This is a genomic window from Acinetobacter sp. P8-3-8 (assembly GCF_000214135.1).
Taxonomy (GTDB): Bacteria; Pseudomonadota; Gammaproteobacteria; order Pseudomonadales; family Moraxellaceae; genus Acinetobacter.
The window spans coordinates 95,228-113,827 of sequence record NZ_AFIE01000002.1 but is presented as its reverse complement, the minus strand read 5'-3'; the positions used below and the strand labels follow the sequence as shown (position 1 = coordinate 113,827).

Below are 18,600 nucleotides of genomic sequence, written 5' to 3'. Positions count from 1 at the left end.
CCTTATATTTCTTTCAATATGAATCAGATATAAACCATTAAATCCACGTCAATAATTGTGGTTCTTCGGCTTTAATAAAATGATGTTCATTTAAGCTAAGTAATTGCGGTTCATTTCCAACCAAACGCAGTGTGGTTAAACTGGCATTGGCAATTGCCCAATTCAGTGCAAATGTCTTATTCGGACTCAGTTCTAACAACTTTCCTGCCGCAACGGAAATTACACCACCTGAGGTAAAAACGACGGCATAACGTGGTTTGGTTTTAGCCAATTCATCACATAAATTTTGTAATGCTGTTTCTACACGATTTTTAAAATCTGGCCATGATTCATCATATTCATGGTGATATTCACCGCCTGTCCAACGATCAATTGCACCTTCAAAAATTTTGGCTAAATAGGCACGTGGACTACTTTCTTTAGCCACATCTTGTTTAAGCAAATGTGGCTCGTTAAATCGTGAATCATATTGTGCAAAAACTTGCTGATGATTAAATTCGTTCCAAGCATTGTCTGTAACGATTTGAACATCAGGGAAGCTTTCAGCCAATGCAAATTGAGCGGTTTGCTGATGTCGCTGCATTGAACCTGCAACAACATAGGGAGATTCTTTCAAAATTTTATTGAAATATTGACCCAATAATTTAGCTTGTAACTCCCCATTTGGAGAAAGTTTGTCATAACTTTCTGCACCAAATGAAGCTTGCCCGTGGCGAACGAGATAAATTGTGGTCATTTTCCTAAAATTTCCTTAAATTTTTCAATGTATTTTTGTGCAATTTCATTGGCTTCTAGTTTGTGTAAACCAATCAATTTCAAAGCACGAATATGTAAAGCATGTATAACAATCCAAAAATCTTTAAATGCTGGATTGTCTGTTTGTTTATGATAATAACGATAATAAATTTGTTGTGCGATCACAGCCAAACGGAAAATTCCAAAGACCTCATAAAAAGTCCAATTTTCAGTCTGTAAGCCTGTTTTTTCTAAATAATATTCAACCACTTCTTTACGGGTAAGCATACCTTTTAAATTGGTCGGTTGGCGACGTGTTGATTTGAAAATTTGATTATCGGTATCTTCTACCCAATAAGCTAACGCAGAACCTAAATCCATTAATGGATCGCCGATTGTTGCCATTTCCCAATCCAAAACACCGATCACTTTCGTCGGTTGCTGCGGATCTAAAATCACATTATCAAAACGCCAATCATTGTGAATGATACAACTGGTTGAATCAGCAGGGATATTTTCATTTAACCATTTGCGAACAAATTTAAAACTAGGCACATTGATGGTATGTGCTTTTTCATAACGTTGATCCCAACCTTCAACTTGACGACGACAATAGCCGTCACCTTTACCTATTTTCTCAAGTTCTGTGCCTTTGTACGGTACTTGGTGTAATTCAATTAATTTATCCAAAACATTAATACAGAGTTCTCTAACTTCTGCTTCACCAAATTGCAATTCTACAGGTAATTTTGCACGTGGAATGATGCCTTCAATGCGTTTCATTACATAGAAATCACAACCAATCACAGATTCATCCTGACACAAAGCCACCATTTCAGGAAGTACTGGATAAAAAGGTGCTAAATGCTTTTGGACATTATATTCTCTTGCCATATCATGTGCTGATTTAGCTTTTGTTCCCTTAGGTGGACGACGTAAAATTAAATCAGCATTGTCGTATTTCAATCGATATGTCCAGTTAGAAGCCCCACCAGAATATTGAGTCACTTCCACCGCACCTGAGATTTCAGATCCATTTTCAATGAGCCAATTTCCAACAGCACGAACATCTAGCTCTTCGCCTTCTCGTACATTTCCACCAATATCAATAACTGACATGTTATTTCCCTGAATCTTATGCATTCTAAAAATCAATGATGTATAAACGAAATAATGAGATAAAACCTGATCTTCTAACTGCCTTATATATGAATGTTTATATAAATATTTCTATAGTAAAGCAGTTATTTTTCAACACTTAAACTGTTACTTTTTACGTGAACCGTAACCACGTTTTTTCAGTTCTATTTTAGCAATCATGCCTTTATGCACTTCATCAGGGCCATCTGCTAAACGTAAAGCACGTGCTTGTGCAAAGAATCCTGTTAATGGTGTATCCCGAGAGATGCCTGCACCGCCGTGAATTTGAATCGCCATATCTACGACTTTTTCTAATACTGATGGCGCGACGACTTTAATTGCAGAAATTTCGGTTAAGGCAGCCATATTGCCTTGGGTATCCATTTTATAAGCTGCATATAAAGTCAGTAAGCGTGCTTGATCTATCGCAACACGTGCTTCGGCAACACGTTCTAAATTCCCCCCAAGTTTTAAAATTTCTTTACCGAAAGCAGTTCGACTCATACCTCGATCAATCATCAATTCTAAAGATTTTTCAGCAGCACCAATACAACGCATGCAATGGTGAATACGACCTGGACCTAAACGACCTTGAGCTATTTCAAAACCTTGCCCTGCACCACCAATAAAATTACTGATTGGAACACGGACATTATCAAAACTGACTTCGCCGTGACCATGTGGTGCATCATAATCACCAAACACTGGCAACATGCGTTCAATTTTTACACCTTGTGCATCTACAGGAACTAAAACCATTGAATGTTGATGATGACGGTCTTTGGTTTCATCTGGTGTATGCGCCATAAAAATAATGATTTTGGCATTTGGATCACCTAAGCCTGAAGACCACCATTTACGACCGTTTAAAACAATTTCATCGCCTTCGACTACTGCAGTTGCCTGCATATTTGTGGCATCAGATGAAGCAACAGCAGGCTCGGTCATACAAAAAACTGAGCGGATTTTTCCTTCTAATAAAGGTTTAAGCCATTGTTCTTTTTGAGCTTCTGAGCCATAACGCCATAACACTTCCATATTGCCGCTGTCTGGAGCATTACAGTTAAATACAGTTGGTGCAATTAAACTACGTCCTGAAAGTTCAGCAATATGTGCATATTCTTGAACGGATAAGCCTGCACCTAAAACTGGGTCAGGTAGAAACATATTCCAAAGCCCTGCTTGTTTTGCTTTGTTTTTTAATACTTCTAACTGTGCTGGCCATTGCCATTGTGTCCAATCACCACCTTGATTGAGATGATGAACTTCATTCCAAAATTCAGTTTCTACTGGTTCTATTTCATCTTTTATAAATGTTTTAGTACGTTGAATATAATCTTGTGCACGTGCTGAAAGTTCAAACATAGCCATCATCCTTTTATCCGTATTAAGATTTCTATGACACTAAAAATCAATTAATGTATTTATCACGCTTTACAACACATTAACTTAAAAACTATTATGAACAAAATGGTTTAATTCAATACATCACTATGAATATGATTCATAATAAATCTACTATTGATGTGGCACTTTTCAACCACATTGATATTAATTTATACCCGCTTTTTATTGCGATATATGAGCAAAAAAATATTTCTAAAGCCGCTCAAATTCTATGTATTAGCCAATCTGCTGCCAGTCATGCATTGCAACGGTTGAGACAACATTTAGACGATGATTTATTTGTACGTGCAGGTTCGAAAATGTTACCAACGCCCTTTGCCGAGCAAATTTATCAACCGATTAAAACAGCATTATTTTCCATTCAAAATATTTCAAAACAAAAGCAAAAGTTTGACCCAAGTCTGATTCATACGTTGAAAATAGCAGTTCATGATGAGATTGAGCCGATTATTTTTCCTCAACTGATTAATCATTTTCAAAAGCTCAAACTCAATATTCAATTTTTAAGTTCCAAACTGGATCGTAAAAATGTTGTGGCAGATTTAGCTTCACAACAAGTCGATTTTATTATTGATTTAGAACAAAACTATGGCGACAAAGTTCAATATCAGAGTCTTGTACAAGATCATTTTGTCGTATGTACTCAACAATCTGAAATGAATAGTGAATTATATTTTGCATCTGCACATATAGGTGTTTCATCACGTCGTACTGGCCTATTACTTGAAGATATTCATTTGAACCGTAAACAATTCAGTCGTCAGGTTTTTTTGAGATGTCAGCATTATTCAACGGCTTTGCAAGTTTTAGCGCAACACCCTGATGCGATGTTGACGATTCCTAAACAAATATTAAAACATATGCATATCGATCCAAATGTGAATATTTATGCACATCCAATTGAACTTCCAACTTTAGATATGGGGATTTATTGGCATAAAGATTTGCAAGAAAATTCTAGGAATGATTTTTTAAGATCTGAAATTATGAAAATCTTTGCTTAGGCTATTTTTAAAAAGTTTTTAAAAGCTTTGTCGAAAATTTATCGATGAATTTTCCATGTCTAAAATGCCACTGGTATTGATATGCAGACACAAAGCTACCAATAAAAATGGGTGATCGATCAATTGCAGATTTCACTTTAAAATAGTTCTTTGAAATAGACCAATCATAACTCGATATATCTAAAGGATATTCCATGACCACGCCTGACAAAGCATTTTCGTATACCCATTTTTGCGCTAACTTATAAGATGAAAATACAGCCGAAGTATATGTAGCATTTTCTGCTTGGAACAAAAATACAGAAGATTTTTTCATTGTTTTACTCCTGATTGACCCTGCTCTTTTATATGATTTTGTGTGAGTTTTCTAAATAAATCAGTCACTAAAATTACGTAAAATTTCTTTTTTATTTTGAATACTCACCTTCTAGCATTAAAAAGACTTTCATTTATATTTTAGTCTTTCTTAATATTGATATTGTTTAATTTATGTCACAAATTTTTTATTTATACCTATTTAAATCACATAAATTAAGATATGAGAACTTATGTTTATAGAGAATTTGGGAACTAAAAAATTGTGAATAGTTCAATTGCTTAGGCTATTTAAATGCACTCCCCCATATATAAACACTACAAATTTCAGGCAATAAAAAGAGGCCTCAAAGACCTCTTTAAACAAATTTTTAAATGAAAATATATTGATCAATAAGCCAATTGAATTAACATTCTAAAAAAACCAGCAATAATGGCCAAAGTTAAAAAGCCACCGATCCAAAGTAAAATAAACCATTGTGTTTGAGAAAGCTTCATTGATTTATATCCTTCCAAATTCGTATCATGAAAAATAAAATGATTGCTGAAATTGCTTAGGCTATTTTAACTAAATAAACCTAAGCAAGGATTCATATCTGCTCTATCATCAAATTAATGATAACCATCATCACCTATACGAACTTTGTCACGGAAAACCCAGTAAGAAAGTCCTGTATAAATCAAGATAATTGGAATCAAGATCAATGCACCGATCAGCGTAAATAGTTGGCTACTTTGTGGTGATGCTGCTTCCCAAATCGTAATTGATGGCGGAATGATGTATGGCCAAAGGCTGATCATAAAGCCTGTGTATGCTAAAAACACCAAAGCCAATGTATAAATGAATGGACTTAATTCATTGCGCTTTTTACATGATCGATATACTAAATATGTAAATACAACCACCAAAATAGGCACAGGGCTGAAATACATCAATTGTTGTGGATTGAACCAGCGTTCTGCAATTTGAGGATGTGCCAAAGGTGTGTAAATACTCACGGCGCCAAAAATTACAAACAAGGCAATGATTAATTTAGGCATCAACTTATACATACGATCTTGCAGATCAAGTTCAGTTTTAAAAATTAACCATCCACACCCCAGTGCTGCATAAAGTACGACCACACCAACGCCTGTAAACACTGTAAATGGTGTAAGCCAATCTAAGCCCCCACCTGCATACATATGGTTTTCAACTTTGATGCCCTGAATATAAGCACCTAAGATCATCCCTTGGAAAAAACTTGCAAAAAATGATCCACCGATAAAGGCTTTATCCCACAAGTGCTTTGTTCTATTGGCTTTAAAGCGAAATTCAAAGGCAACGCCTCGAAAAATAAGCGCAACCACCATCAAGATAATGGGTAAATACAAAGCCGAAAGGACTGTTGCATAAACCATTGGAAATGCTGCATAAAGTGCTGCACCGCCTAAAACCATCCACGTTTCATTACCATCCCAAACAGGTGCAACCGTATTCATCATGACATCACGTTCACGACTGTCTTTTACGAATGGAAACAGGATACCAAGACCTAAATCGAAACCATCGAGTACCACATAAATAAATACACCAATGGCAATAATTACAATCCAAATTAGAGATAAATCAATCATTATTTACGCTCCTGTTCATTGCCATTGTCAGTTTTTGGGTCTGAATCTACGCTTTCATCAACACTTGTTAATGGACGTTTCGAAGCAAGGATGACAGCTTCTTCACTATGAACCACACCTTCTTCAGGTGATGCATAAATAAATTGTGGCCCTTTGTGCATAAGCTTGAGCATGTAATAAATACCGATCCCAAAGACGACGCAATACACCACTACGAAAATGATTAAAGTCAGACCGACTTGTTCTGCTGAAACTGGAGATAAAGCATCTTTGGTACGCATTACGCCATAGACAACCCACGGTTGACGACCGACTTCTGTGGTAAACCAACCTGCAAGTAAAGCAATGAATCCCGATGGCCCCATCACAAATGCAAAACGATGTAGCCATTTATTTTCATAAATTTTTCCACCTTTGCGTAAAACCAATGCCAAGAATGCAAGTAGTATCATCAACATGCCTAGACCGACCATGATACGGAAGCTCCAGAACACGATTAAAGAGTTTGGACGATCTTCAGGTGCAAATTCTTTTAAGCCTTTGACCTCACCATCCATAGTATGCGTCATGATCAAGCTACCGAGGTTCGGAATACCAATCGCATATTTAGTTTCTTCAGCTTCCATATCTGGAATACCAAATAAATATAAAGGCATGCCCTCACCTTTATTGGTTTCCCAGTGACCTTCGATTGCTGCAAGTTTCGCAGGCTGATGTTTTAAAGTGTTTAGACCATGATTATCACCAATCACAACTTGTAATGGTGCAAGGACTAAAATCATCCACATTGCCATTGAGAATGATGTTTTCACCAATGCATCACGGCGACCTTTGAGCAAATGCCATGCAGCCGTTGCAGCAACCAAGAGTGCTGAAACCAAGAACGCGGCTACAGCCATATGCGCTAAACGGTATGGAAATGACGGGTTAAATACAATTGCGAACCAGTCTTGTGGCACGATAATGCCATTTTCAATGCTAAAGCCTTGTGGTGTTTGCATCCAACTGTTTGATGACAAAATCCAGAACATTGAAATACATGTTCCAAGTGCCACCATTGCCGTTGCAAAGAAGTGTGCACGTGGCCCAACTCGTCCCCAACCAAATAACATGATACCGAGGAAACCTGCTTCTAAGAAAAAGGCACTGAGTACTTCATACGTCAGTAATGGCCCAGTCACAGAACCTGCGACACGAGAGAATTCACTCCAGTTGGTTCCGAACTGGTAGCTCATGACTACACCTGAAACGACGCCCATTCCAAAAGCAACAGCAAATATTTTGACCCAGAACTTAAATAAGTCTTGATACACAGGATTTTTGGTTCTGAGCCAACGCCATTCTAAAACAGCAAGAAAGCTGGCTAAACCAATCGAAATTGCAGGAAAAATAATATGAAAAGACACAGTGAATGCGAATTGAATCCGTGCCAATTCAAGTGCGGTAAATCCTAAACTCATAGCACCACCTTACCCATTTTCAAACCATCAATAACCGCATGGTTGAATTTAAAATTATTACGACGATTGATGAATATATATTGTTCAATACGTGTTCTTAGCATTGTTTCTAAAGCATAAACTTGAACAGAAGCCACTGTCTGTAGTTTATTTATTGCTGTTTTTTTCAACAAAAATTTGGGCTGAATCTGTCGAATACCCTGCATCAGTTGATTTAAGTGCAAATACATATTGGCTCTCTACATAAGATATTGTTTATTCATAAATAATTTTAAAAATCTATCTATGAGTGAAGCTTAAAACTTATGCAAAACTTGGAGGGGCTCGTCCCTGAGGAATCAGATATAAACGTTGAAGTTGAAAGTAAATATGCTGAAAATTTTCAACAAAAGTTAATAAACGTACCTGAATACGAACCAAAGCTTCCTGAACCCCTAATTCGGGTGGCATGATCAAATGTCCATAAAAAGTACAATATGGACATTGATGATTTGGATCGTGATGGTGCGAATATTTGTTATTTACATCAAGTTCATTTGAATTTGCATGTTGATCATGGTCAAGTACAAATGCACGACTGGATTCTGAATGATGATAATGAGAAATCTGTTGTTCTGAAGATACAACTGAAGAAGAGATGTGTAATGATGGAGTGACAAGTTCGCACACCGGAGCAATTTGATATTGCTGAGGTAATAACGGTTGTAGAAAAACCGCGAACTGTAAAAATACTGTTGCAAAAGCAATCAGTAAACCACTTCGTCTTAACACAATTGATTGCTCATATTGAGAGAAAAACAAAAAGTGAATGTTATACGCTTGAAATTGGCGATAACCAATTGAGTAAAAACCAAGCGCAACGCTCAACTTTCTTTGTTCCACTATAGTGCATCTTTACACAATTTTAAAGCATATTTGATGAATACCTATCTGTTTATTCAGGATTTAGTCAATAATACAAAGGTAGAAAATAAAGTGAAAATTCAAGTTTATTAAATCGGCTATTTAAATATTGTTTCGAATGCTTAAAGATATTTTTAGCGTGCTCAACTGTGTTCAGTAACAAATGGATAATCAAAGCATTGAAGTATTATTATTCGAATGGGTTCAGAAATATCATCACAAATTAATATTCGACCGCATTATTCTGATAAATTATATACTCTAACTAATCAATATACTGTTTTTCTTCAAAAAACTTGAATATATCCCCGAGGAAATTTGATCATCGAGTAAAAATAGTAAAGCTGAACTACATAAAACAAAAAAATCCTGTCAAGCATATAAAAAAAGGCAAATCATCAAGATTTGCCCTTAAATACTGTAAAGATTTAAATAAAATTATTTATATACTTTAAAGCGTGTTGCATTATCGATAAATGATTTCTCACCCGCTGGCGCTTCAATAGAACCAAAGACAAGTTGAGCACGGAGCTTCCAATTTGAAGGGACTTCCCATTTTGCATGAACTTGATCATCTATAATTGGGTTGTAGTGCTGTAAAGATGCACCTACACCATTTTCAGCCAACGCAGTCCATACTGCAAATTGCGCAATCCCTGTTGAATGCTCAGCCCAAACTGGAAAATTATCTGCATATAAAGCAAATTGCTCTTGTAGAGATTTGACAACATCCATATCTTCAAAGAATAAAACAGTACCCACACCCGCAGCAAAGCTGTCTATTTTGCCTTTCGTTGCAGCAACAGCTTCATCAGTGGGTAGAAATTCTTTTAATTTATCAAAGACCATATTCCAAAATGCAGTATGTTCTGTACCAAATAACAGAACAGCACGTGAGGTTTGAGAGTTAAATGCTGAAGGTGCATGCACAATTGCATTTTCAATAATTTCAACCAATTCATCGGTACTTTGTTTTACATTTTTCCCAATTGCATAAATGGTACGGCGATTTTCGATAAGTGCTTGAAAGTGATTAGGCATTTTTCATTCCTTGTTTGTTATTCATTAAGTAAGCAAATAGAGTATAAAGGATGTTTTTTTATTCAATTATAATTTTTATACTGCTTTTTGTAGATAAATATTATTTTTATGATCTTACTGAAAGTCTTACACGTAATCATCTCGGCCTCGAATAAAAAAGACAGCCTCTCGCTGTCTTTTCTCAAATCTTAAAATACAGACTGATCAATCAAATTTCGCATTCAACACTTTTGCTGGAACTGTATTTTTCCAAAGCTCACGTAAAACGGGTAAATAGAACTTTTCACCCAGCTCAACCAGTTCTGCATCAATCAAAGCATGTACTTCATGCATAAATAAATAATCGAGTTCAACAGTCGTGAGTTGCTTTTGCTGTTTGGCAAATTCCTTACGTTTCATTTGGGCTTGCTTGACCAACTGATCTGCAAAGCTTTTATTTTTATATTGGCTAATCGCTTGTAAGCGTAATTCAATCACGCCCCAACCTGTCAGCAACTTTTTAAATGTTTCAAAATCTTGAGTATTTGATTCCCAAGTCATTTTCTCCAAATCTTCATCATTCGGAAGAACTGGGAGCAATAACTCCATGACACTTGGAAATATTTTTTTGAAATTTAAAATAAATTTAACAGGATGCTCACTTGGGTAATCCTTAAATTGCACATTTTCCTGAACATCCGTTAAATAAATATCTAGCATAATCATCATCAACAATAAAACTCTAAAGCATATTGTACGCACTTCGAATCGAGATACAAACTATTGCTGATGATTTATGCTCAATTGATACAGTCTAAGCCATTGAGTATGTCGCTACTTGGCATTTGGATGAACCATTTTTGCAGGTTGCACCACTTCATCAAACTGCTCAGGTGTAACCAACTGCAATTCAACAGCCACTTCTTTTAAAGTCTTGCCTTGTTTATAAGCCGTTTTAGCCACTTTGGCTGCATTCTCATAACCAATCACAGGATTCAACGCTGTCACTAACATCAATGAATTATGAAGGAAATAATCAATTTTTTCACGATTCGGCTCAATCCCTACAGCACAATGCTCATCAAAGCTATTACAAGAATCTCCAAGTAATTGAATAGATTGAACAAGATTATATGCAATCACTGGCATATAAACATTAAGCTCAAAATTCCCTGAGGCACCTGCAAAGTTGATGGTCGTGTCATTGCCCATCACTTGAGCAACCACCATGGTCATGGCTTCACATTGTGTAGGATTAACTTTACCTGGCATGATGCTTGAACCTGGCTCATTTTCAGGAATAGATAATTCACCGAGACCACAACGAGGCCCACTGGCCAGCCAACGAATATCATTGGCGATTTTATTTAAACTTGCTGCTAAGGTTTTTAATGCACCTGAAGCAAATACAGCCGCATCACGCCCTGCTAAAGCTTCAAATTTATTTGGATTACTAATGAATGGCAAGCCTGTAAGTTGTGCCAATTGCTCAGCCGCTTTTTCAGCATACTCAGGATGTGCATTTAAGCCTGTACCTACCGCAGTCCCACCTAAAGGTAGCTCATATAGCCAAACCAATGCTTGTTGTAAGCGTTTTAAGCCATGATCAAGCTGTGACACATATCCACTAAACTCTTGCCCTAAGGTTAACGGCGTAGCATCTTGTAAATGGGTACGCCCAATTTTGACAATATCGTTAAATTCTTCAGATTTACGATTCAGGGTATCTCTTAAACGTTTTACCGCAGGAATCAGTAGTTCATTGATTTGTAATGCAGCAGCAACATGAATGGCTGTTGGGAATGAGTCATTGGTTGATTGTGCACGATTAACATGATCATTTGGATGCACAGGTTTTTGTGAACCAAGTGGATTGCCTAGTTTTTGATTGGCAATATTGGCAATAACTTCATTGCAGTTCATATTACTTTGCGTACCTGAACCTGTCTGCCAAACCACCAAAGGAAATTGCGAATCCCATTGTCCAGAAATGACTTCATCTGCGGCATCGACAATATATTTTGCAAGTTCTTGTGGGATTTGATTCAGTTCAGCATTGGTGATCGCAGCAGCCTTTTTCACTAAACCCATCGCACGGATCATTGGGCGTGGCATATGCTCTGTACCAATTTTAAAGTTTTCAACACTTCGCTGCGTCTGCGCACCCCACATCGCCTCACTTGGTACTTCAACGTCACCCATCGTGTCATGTTCAATACGTGTTTGCATAGCAACCTCAAATTTTTCTAACGAATCTAACGATATGTATTCACTGCATTAACAACTTTCATTCTAATCATGCTTAAACTTAAAATAGTTAGCACAATTGATCAACTCAATACTCAAATCTTCATTCGAAAACATATTTTTAAATTGATCACGTATTTACCATTTTCAATATCTTATAGCATGAACGATATCAACCAAATGCTAAACAATACAACCACAAATGTAAACGATAATTATTTGCACTTGTGTGCGTTTTCTAATGAAATATAACTTTTAACGATTATTCATGGTGTTTTGATAGAACCTCCATTCATCTTCAATCATTTGTTTTAATGATCTTTTTGCCTGCCACTGCAATACATCCCGTGCTTTCGTGCTGTTCGATCCAATTTGATCCAATTCTTCAATTTGATACGGCGCAATAAACTGCTGAATTTCTGTTTCAGTCACTTCTTCAACAACTTTAATTAAATTTTGAATCGAAGATAATTGTCCTGAAATATCAAAGCTTTCACAGACATTGTGTTGTCCTTGCAACCATAAAATACTGGCTTGAATGGCTTCACACACATCAAGTACATGTATAAAACTACGTTCTACAGTTCCATCATCCGTCTGTGCATTTTGCTGTAATTCGATCATTTCTCTTTGTTGTGCAGCAACTTGTAATAACAATGGCACAATATTTTTCGGCATCGGCACCACAAACTCACCAAGTACGCCATGCTCAAATGCACCGACCACATTACCCACTCTTAAAATAGCAATGCGCCATTCATTATCCGTTCTAAAAGTATCTCGGATAATTTCTTCTATCATCTGTTGCGATTTGATATATGGGTTTGGATATGAATAATTAAAAGCCGTGTGTTCATTTAGCTGTTTGCTCGATTGTGCATAAGCAGCCATGCTTGAAATATGCACTAAATTTCGCACGCCAGTTCTTTGCATGGCACGTAATAAGCTCATGATGCAACTGACATTATCATTGTAATATTCAAGCGGTTTAAGCACAGATTCTTCAATCGACTTAAATCCTGCACAATGAATTACCACATCAATCGAATATTGTTCGAATACTTTATTTAAAGCAGGTGTATTTCGGATATCAATTTTGACAAAAGGAATATACATTCCCGTAATATATTCAAGGCGTTCTAAAGACTGTAAATTTGCATTGGCTAAGTTATCAACAATGACGACCTCTTGCCCTTGAGCAAGCAAGCTTAAAACCACATGCGAGCCTATAAAGCCTAAACCACCAGTCACTAAAATCATTGTATACTACCTATTTATTATCAAGTTTGAATGTTGCAAAGTCGCCTTCCATTCTCCAAGTGAAATTTCAATGAGTACATTATTGCTAATCACCTCTGCGCCAAACTCCATCCATGCATGGCATGCTTTGGGTCTTGCGCAAGCTTTAAAAAGCAAAAATCAACATTTCCGTGTTTTCTTCTACCAAGACGGTGTACAAGTTGCGAATAATTTGCAATGGATACCTGATGATCAACGCAACTTAACTGCCGAGTGGCAGAAATTAGCAATAACACTCCCTGTTTGTGTCAGTGCTGCTTTAGCACGTGGAATAACGGATGAGGAGAACGCCAAGCGCCACCAAATTCACACTGCCAACCTTGCTCAAGGCTTTGAACTTGTCGGCTTAGGTGAACTTGCAGATGCTGTTCAATCTACAGATCGCTTAATTCAATTCTAGGTTGTTATTTTTATTCAATTGTTGCATTTAAAAGGTAAATTGTGTGAAAACTGTACTCGTCATATTAACCCAAGCCAATTTAAACAGCTTACAGGTCCATGAGAGCCTTTCTGCAACCATGGTTTTGGCAACTTTTGGCTGTGAAGTCAAAGTGTTGCTTCAAGATGCAGCATTGAGTTTGTTAAATGCAGAACTGGCATTTGATGGTCTAAAGCATGCATTCAAAATCGCATCAAACATGGTGGATAGCTTTGAGTTTTATGATTTAACACCTGTTCTAGTAGAAAATAAGGATAAAAACTCAAGTTTCGTTACGCAATCACAACAAGAGCTTGCATTTGTTGATTTAAATGCTGAATTTATTCAATCATTTGATCACGTGCTGTATTGGTAAAAGGCTTAAATCAGGTAATCATTCATGTCAGATAAAACACTATATTTAATTCAATCTTCTTTTCAGCAAACTGATGCTATCTTAAATCAATTAGAACGCCTCTATACTCCCCATGACCATATTGTTTTAATGGGTGATGCTGTTTTATTTGCTCAAGACCCGCGTGTCCTAAATAAACAGCGTGTTGCTGTATTGGAAAATGATGCTGAGATTTTAGTTGGATCTTTACCCGCACAGATACAAAAGCTTTCATATGATCAATTTGCAGACTTAGTTTTAGATTTTAAGCGTTGTATTCGGTTAAACTAATGCTGTCTTACGATGCGCAATATCGATCTCGTTTGATTTGAGTGCATTGATTAGGTTTAAATAATTTTTCCTTCATAGTTTTATGTGCACGATATAAATCTATGATTCAATTCGCTTAGGCTATTTAATGAGTTTAGAACTAAATTTAGAATTAGATCAAGACGGTCATTTGGTGGATTACACCGTTTGGAATGAAAATGTCGCACAAGCTTTAGCTAAATCTTTAGAATTACAGTTAACACCGTGGCATTTTGAAGTGTTGCAGGCTGTTCGCCAATTCTATGCACAATTTGGACACTCACCTGCTACACGTCCATTGATTAAATTCTTAATGAAAACAGTCAGCCCTGAAATTAATAATGCGATTTTACAAGAGAAATTTAATACAGGTTTAGTGGCTCGTCATTTAAGTCGTTTGGCTGGAGTGCCTAAACCTGCAAATTGCTTATAGTATTGGTTTTAATTATTTTTTAATCGCTAGCGTATTTCTTTTATCTACTGTTTATTTTACTCGTACTCCTATTTGACCCGTGTATTTTCAATAAAATCAACATGCTTCAAAAGATATCTTTCGATCATTAATTTCAATTTTTATTTAAAAACAGCTTCTTTTTTCAGTTTAGTTTTTATACGATAGCCATGTATTTTAATGATGAATCTCATAAAAATGAGCTAATTATGAAAATTTTGCACTCATTTTAACCATGTGATTCACTTAGATTCAATTATCTGCAAAACAAAAAAGAGTTTGAAAATGAATACAACAACTTCTGAAATAACCATTCATCAAGCAAATATATTGGTAATACTACAACGCCTTTTAAAGAAAAAAGATTTCACGCTTAAAAACCTAAAGCATGAAGAATTTCAGACTTGTTTAGGACTGGCTTCATTGACCGTTCCATCATCTCAAATACTTAATGAGAAAAATGTGAATGAAGCACTGAAACACTGGTTGAATGGTACTGGAAGCATACTGTGGATTGATCATGTTGAATTACGTAGAACATTGATCGATTATAATTTTTTGCATCGAAATTTAGCTGGAAACGAATATCAAAGATTACAGCTTTCAGATGACCACCCTGCAAAACCATACCTTGATGTTTTAACCATGATAGATATTGATGATACGATTTTTAAGATCAAACAACAGATTGAACAGCAAAAATTGGAAAGAATGAATCAACACGTGAAAAAGGCTTAACATAGTAAATAGTAAGTATAAAAACTAAAAATCCCCTCCTGTTTCAAAGGAAAGGATTTTTGAATCAGTCACACAATCAATAAAATATCTTAAACATCTTGTTTCGATGAATTTAATAACTTATCAATCACACCAAACTTTTTAAATAAGCTTGCACGGCGTTTTGGATAAATATTGGCTTTATTCAAATCACCTTGATAATGATCAAATACACGCTTATCCATGATTTTAAACCACCAAGAAGGAATGAGTGCAGGCAATAACATACTTGCATAACCACTTGGTAATTCTGGCGCTTCATCAAAATGACGTAGCGCTTGGAATGGACGTGTTGGAAAAGCATGGTGATCTGAATGACGTTGTAACTGATATAAGAATAAGTTGGTTACAATGTTGTTATTGTTCCAACTATGCTCAGGCATAGTGCGTTCGTATTTACCATTCTCATTCTTTTGGCGCAATAAACCATAATGCTCAATGTAGTTAATAATTTCAAATAAACCAATACTATAAGCAGACTGGGTCGCTAAATATGGCAATATGCCTTTGCCAAACAATCCCACCATTGAAGAATGGAATGCAGCAGTCATTCCCCAGCCTTGCAATAATTCATTTTCTTTACACCAAAAACCTAAGCCTTTACGTTTTAAACGATTGGTTTCAATTTCAATTGCAGATTTGAATGAACCAATCACGGTACGTGGTAGGAACTCATAGAATGTTTCGCCCATTTGCGAAGAAGCAGGATCTTCTGGCGTCGCCGCACGTTTATGGTGACCATACGGATGCTCAATACGGAAATGATTATACCCTGAAGGAACTAAGGCTAAATGCGACAGAATATGATCAATACGATCATGTTTATGGCTCAGCTCATGTGCTGTATTGATCGCAATCCCGTTAATCGCTCCCATGGACACTCCCAATAGGATTTTATCTAATAAAGAAGTTTGTTCACGTCCAACCAAATAACATGCATAAACATTGGCAACATATTGAATAGGAATAAAAGATTTCACTAAACGTGCATAATATGGGTCTTGTTCAAGCAGTTTGACATCTTCAGCGGTTGGATTGTTTTTATCTTTACCAATCAATGAATCAATTGTTGGAATAATCACGTGTAAAACAATTGGGCCACCCAGTGCAAATACTTTTTTCAACGGTTTCGGTGCGACATGATAACCCGCTAAAATGCCTAAACCAATCACAGGTAATGATGGACTAATCATCCATAAATATCTTTTTTTATCGAGTTGAAAACCTGACTTTTGCTTTACATCCTGAAGCTGTAATTCAGTCATTTGTACTGGAGCATTCATAACTTCACCTTTTAATGCCTTATTCTTATGTATATATTTGTTTATTCAGGCATTGAACAACAGTTGTAATCGTCCAGAAAAGCTATGCAAAAGTCTTTGGCACATTCAACCTAGAAATTGTCCTAAACGCACATGCTTTAATAAAGTCTTTGGCACATTCAACCTAGAAATTGTCCTAAACGCACATGCTTTAATAAGGTATAGGTTTTATAATCACGTTATGGAATATTGAATTAAGTCTATGGATGCACTGAGTAAAATTTTTGATGATATTCATCTAAATCACTCTGAATATATCTATTTGCAAGCTCAAGGTGTTTGGGCTTTTGAATGTGCAGAACAATCTGCGGTGATTGCACATATTATTTTATATGGTAAAGCTCACGTAAATTTTCGCAATCAAAGCTTAGATTTAAACACCGGTGACATGCTGCTCATTCCTGCGGGATTGCACCATCAAGTCATGGGAACTTCGGATCAAAAATTAGTTGAAGTATTAAATATTAATTCTTTATTTGATGGGCTAAGACAGGATGCCATTGAATTTGGTCAAGGGGACAGTGAAAAAACCTTAATCCTCACCGTCAGATGCCATTTAAATGCCATTATGGCAAAGCCGCTGGTGAATGCCTTACCACCCTATTTACATATACAAAATGCGTTGAGTGATGAAGCCCCTGAATGGTTACGCATTGGTTTGTATTTTGTTTCAGCTGAAACACGGCGAACCATGGCGGGTAAAAACAAGATCATGGATCATGTGGTCAGCATCATGGTCATTGAATGTGTCCGTGATTATATTGAACAAATGCAAAATCAAAACAATTGGCTCAACGCCTTAATTCACCCAGAGCTTTCCAACGCCCTCGCCGCAATTCATAGTCAACCTGCATTTGGTTGGACAGTGGAATCATTGGCGGAAACCTGTTGTATGTCACGCTCTAAATTTGCCAATCTGTTTAATCAGATTATCGGTGAAACACCTTTGGCTTATCTACAGCAACATCGCTTACGTCTTGCCAGTCAATTGCTTAAACAAGGTCAACTTTCTATTCAGCAGATTGCACACCAAGTGGGTTATTCTTCTGAAACAGCCTTTAGCCAAGCTTTTAAAAAGCAATTTGAACTCAGCCCGAGTCAATATCGGAATCAGTAAGTAATAGATTGATTATTATTTATTTTCAAATCAAATCGAGATATAAATATAGACGTTTGTAATCAAAATGTATTCACCCAAATAAAAGAAATTTATTATAGAAGAACCTTATTAATGACTAAAATTTATTTTCAAAGTTTAAATATCGACCATGCAAATATACTCTTTGAATATTTGCAAGAAGATGCGCTTTACCACTATATTCCTGATCAAAAATATACATCTATACAAGCACTTAAACAAAGATACTCACGCTTAATCCAAGGTTCAGCAAGTATTGAAGAAATATGGCTCAATTGGGTTATGTTTAGTGATACTCAGTTAAAACAACCGATCGGAACATTACAAGCGACGCTTTTTCCACAGCAAGAAACAGCTCAAATTGGTTATGTTATTTTTAAACCATTTTGGGGTTTAGGTTATGCATCTAAAGCTGTTGAATGGCTGGAAAACGATTTAAAACACACTTTTTCTATTCAAAATCTTGAAGCTTATGTCGATCCAAAAAATACAGCGTCCATTAAAGTATTGGAGAAAAATAATTTTATCTTTAAAACAGTTGAGGAAGATGATTTATATTATTCAAAATCCATAAGTCAAAGCATAAGCCGTGGATAGTTTTATAGATTCTTTTCAGAATCTATAATTTATGACTAAAATAATGG

General features: G+C 36.2%; 22 protein-coding genes. 8 read left to right on the top strand and 14 right to left on the bottom strand.

Annotated elements, in window-relative coordinates:
* Positions 1 to 37: 37 nt before the first annotated feature.
* The 3 genes from GGG_RS0101690 to GGG_RS0101680 form a co-directional block, all read right to left on the bottom strand.
* Entirely contained in the window at positions 38 to 736 is a 699-nt protein-coding gene (locus tag GGG_RS0101690) for a histidine phosphatase family protein (protein ID WP_010111544.1), read from the bottom strand.
* On the bottom strand, positions 733 to 1,854 hold the full coding sequence (locus GGG_RS0101685) for a phosphotransferase family protein (RefSeq protein WP_010111543.1): 1,122 nt from the start codon (positions 1,852 to 1,854) through the stop codon (positions 733 to 735). Before GGG_RS0101685 ends, GGG_RS0101690 begins: the two co-directional genes overlap by 4 nt.
* A 147-nt stretch (positions 1,855 to 2,001) precedes the next feature.
* Positions 2,002 to 3,240 (bottom strand): acyl-CoA dehydrogenase family protein, encoded by a 1,239-nt coding sequence (locus GGG_RS0101680; RefSeq protein WP_010111542.1) that lies wholly within the window; start codon positions 3,238 to 3,240, stop codon positions 2,002 to 2,004.
* Between the two features lie 128 nt (positions 3,241 to 3,368).
* Between GGG_RS0101680 and GGG_RS0101675 the strand changes: the two genes are divergently transcribed.
* Entirely contained in the window at positions 3,369 to 4,286 is a 918-nt protein-coding gene (locus GGG_RS0101675; RefSeq protein ID WP_010111541.1) for a LysR family transcriptional regulator, read from the top strand.
* A 7-nt stretch (positions 4,287 to 4,293) separates the two neighbouring features.
* Here GGG_RS0101675 and GGG_RS0101670 read toward each other — a convergent pair whose 3' ends face one another.
* The 10 genes from GGG_RS0101670 to GGG_RS0101625 all read right to left on the bottom strand — a co-directional run bounded on the left by GGG_RS0101670 (position 4,294) and on the right by GGG_RS0101625 (position 13,108).
* A complete protein-coding gene (locus tag GGG_RS0101670; RefSeq protein ID WP_010111540.1) occupies positions 4,294 to 4,602 on the bottom strand; it encodes a hypothetical protein in 309 nt (102 codons plus the stop codon).
* A gap of 389 nt (positions 4,603 to 4,991) precedes the next feature.
* Positions 4,992 to 5,099 (bottom strand): DUF2474 family protein, encoded by a 108-nt coding sequence (locus tag GGG_RS20800; RefSeq protein WP_010111538.1) that lies wholly within the window; start codon positions 5,097 to 5,099, stop codon positions 4,992 to 4,994.
* Between the two features lie 114 nt (positions 5,100 to 5,213).
* On the bottom strand, positions 5,214 to 6,218 hold the full coding sequence (cydB, locus tag GGG_RS0101660) for a cytochrome d ubiquinol oxidase subunit II (RefSeq protein ID WP_010111536.1): 1,005 nt from the start codon (positions 6,216 to 6,218) through the stop codon (positions 5,214 to 5,216).
* Complete coding sequence (locus tag GGG_RS0101655; RefSeq protein ID WP_010111535.1) at positions 6,218 to 7,678, bottom strand: cytochrome ubiquinol oxidase subunit I; 1,461 nt, start codon at positions 7,676 to 7,678, stop codon at positions 6,218 to 6,220. The genes cydB and GGG_RS0101655 overlap by 1 nt, the downstream gene beginning before the upstream one ends.
* Entirely contained in the window at positions 7,675 to 7,908 is a 234-nt protein-coding gene (locus GGG_RS0101650; RefSeq protein ID WP_010111533.1) for a hypothetical protein, read from the bottom strand. The genes GGG_RS0101655 and GGG_RS0101650 overlap by 4 nt, the downstream gene beginning before the upstream one ends.
* A gap of 73 nt (positions 7,909 to 7,981) precedes the next feature.
* A complete protein-coding gene (locus tag GGG_RS0101645) occupies positions 7,982 to 8,449 on the bottom strand; it encodes a DUF2946 family protein (RefSeq protein ID WP_029574393.1) in 468 nt (155 codons plus the stop codon).
* Positions 8,450 to 9,019: 570 nt separating this feature from the next.
* Positions 9,020 to 9,622 carry a nitroreductase family protein gene (locus GGG_RS0101640; RefSeq protein ID WP_010111531.1) on the bottom strand — a complete coding sequence of 201 codons (603 nt, stop codon included), beginning with the start codon at positions 9,620 to 9,622 and terminating at the stop codon, positions 9,020 to 9,022.
* Between the two features lie 204 nt (positions 9,623 to 9,826).
* Positions 9,827 to 10,321: a hypothetical protein gene (locus GGG_RS0101635; RefSeq protein WP_010111530.1), complete on the bottom strand. Its 495-nt coding sequence runs from the start codon at positions 10,319 to 10,321 to the stop codon at positions 9,827 to 9,829.
* Between the two features lie 114 nt (positions 10,322 to 10,435).
* Positions 10,436 to 11,830 carry a class II fumarate hydratase gene (gene fumC, locus GGG_RS0101630; RefSeq protein ID WP_010111529.1) on the bottom strand — a complete coding sequence of 465 codons (1,395 nt, stop codon included), beginning with the start codon at positions 11,828 to 11,830 and terminating at the stop codon, positions 10,436 to 10,438.
* A gap of 273 nt (positions 11,831 to 12,103) precedes the next feature.
* The gene (locus tag GGG_RS0101625) at positions 12,104 to 13,108 is read right to left on the bottom strand and encodes an SDR family NAD(P)-dependent oxidoreductase (protein ID WP_010111528.1); all 1,005 of its coding nucleotides are present in this window, start codon (positions 13,106 to 13,108) and stop codon (positions 12,104 to 12,106) included.
* A 70-nt stretch (positions 13,109 to 13,178) separates the two neighbouring features.
* On the opposite strand from GGG_RS0101625, the gene tusD reads away from it, so the two are divergent.
* From tusD to GGG_RS0101600, 5 genes are all read left to right on the top strand, one after another.
* Positions 13,179 to 13,547 carry a sulfurtransferase complex subunit TusD gene (gene tusD / locus GGG_RS0101620; protein WP_010111527.1) on the top strand — a complete coding sequence of 123 codons (369 nt, stop codon included), beginning with the start codon at positions 13,179 to 13,181 and terminating at the stop codon, positions 13,545 to 13,547.
* A gap of 43 nt (positions 13,548 to 13,590) precedes the next feature.
* Positions 13,591 to 13,941, top strand: coding sequence for a hypothetical protein (locus GGG_RS0101615; RefSeq protein ID WP_010111525.1), 351 nt, complete (start codon positions 13,591 to 13,593; stop codon positions 13,939 to 13,941).
* 24 nt (positions 13,942 to 13,965) lie between these two features.
* Positions 13,966 to 14,250 carry a DsrH/TusB family sulfur metabolism protein gene (locus GGG_RS0101610; protein ID WP_010111523.1) on the top strand — a complete coding sequence of 95 codons (285 nt, stop codon included), beginning with the start codon at positions 13,966 to 13,968 and terminating at the stop codon, positions 14,248 to 14,250.
* A gap of 127 nt (positions 14,251 to 14,377) precedes the next feature.
* On the top strand, positions 14,378 to 14,701 hold the full coding sequence (locus tag GGG_RS0101605) for a TusE/DsrC/DsvC family sulfur relay protein (RefSeq protein WP_010111520.1): 324 nt from the start codon (positions 14,378 to 14,380) through the stop codon (positions 14,699 to 14,701).
* Between the two features lie 303 nt (positions 14,702 to 15,004).
* Positions 15,005 to 15,457, top strand: coding sequence for a DUF2087 domain-containing protein (locus tag GGG_RS0101600; protein WP_010111518.1), 453 nt, complete (start codon positions 15,005 to 15,007; stop codon positions 15,455 to 15,457).
* Between the two features lie 89 nt (positions 15,458 to 15,546).
* Here GGG_RS0101600 and GGG_RS0101595 read toward each other — a convergent pair whose 3' ends face one another.
* Entirely contained in the window at positions 15,547 to 16,779 is a 1,233-nt protein-coding gene (locus GGG_RS0101595) for an alkane 1-monooxygenase (protein WP_010111517.1), read from the bottom strand.
* 241 nt (positions 16,780 to 17,020) lie between these two features.
* On the opposite strand from GGG_RS0101595, the gene GGG_RS0101590 reads away from it, so the two are divergent.
* Complete coding sequence (locus GGG_RS0101590) at positions 17,021 to 17,935, top strand: AraC family transcriptional regulator (RefSeq protein WP_010111516.1); 915 nt, start codon at positions 17,021 to 17,023, stop codon at positions 17,933 to 17,935.
* A 114-nt stretch (positions 17,936 to 18,049) separates the two neighbouring features.
* Complete coding sequence (locus GGG_RS0101585) at positions 18,050 to 18,553, top strand: GNAT family N-acetyltransferase (RefSeq protein WP_010111515.1); 504 nt, start codon at positions 18,050 to 18,052, stop codon at positions 18,551 to 18,553.
* The last annotated feature ends 47 nt before the right edge of the window (positions 18,554 to 18,600 follow it).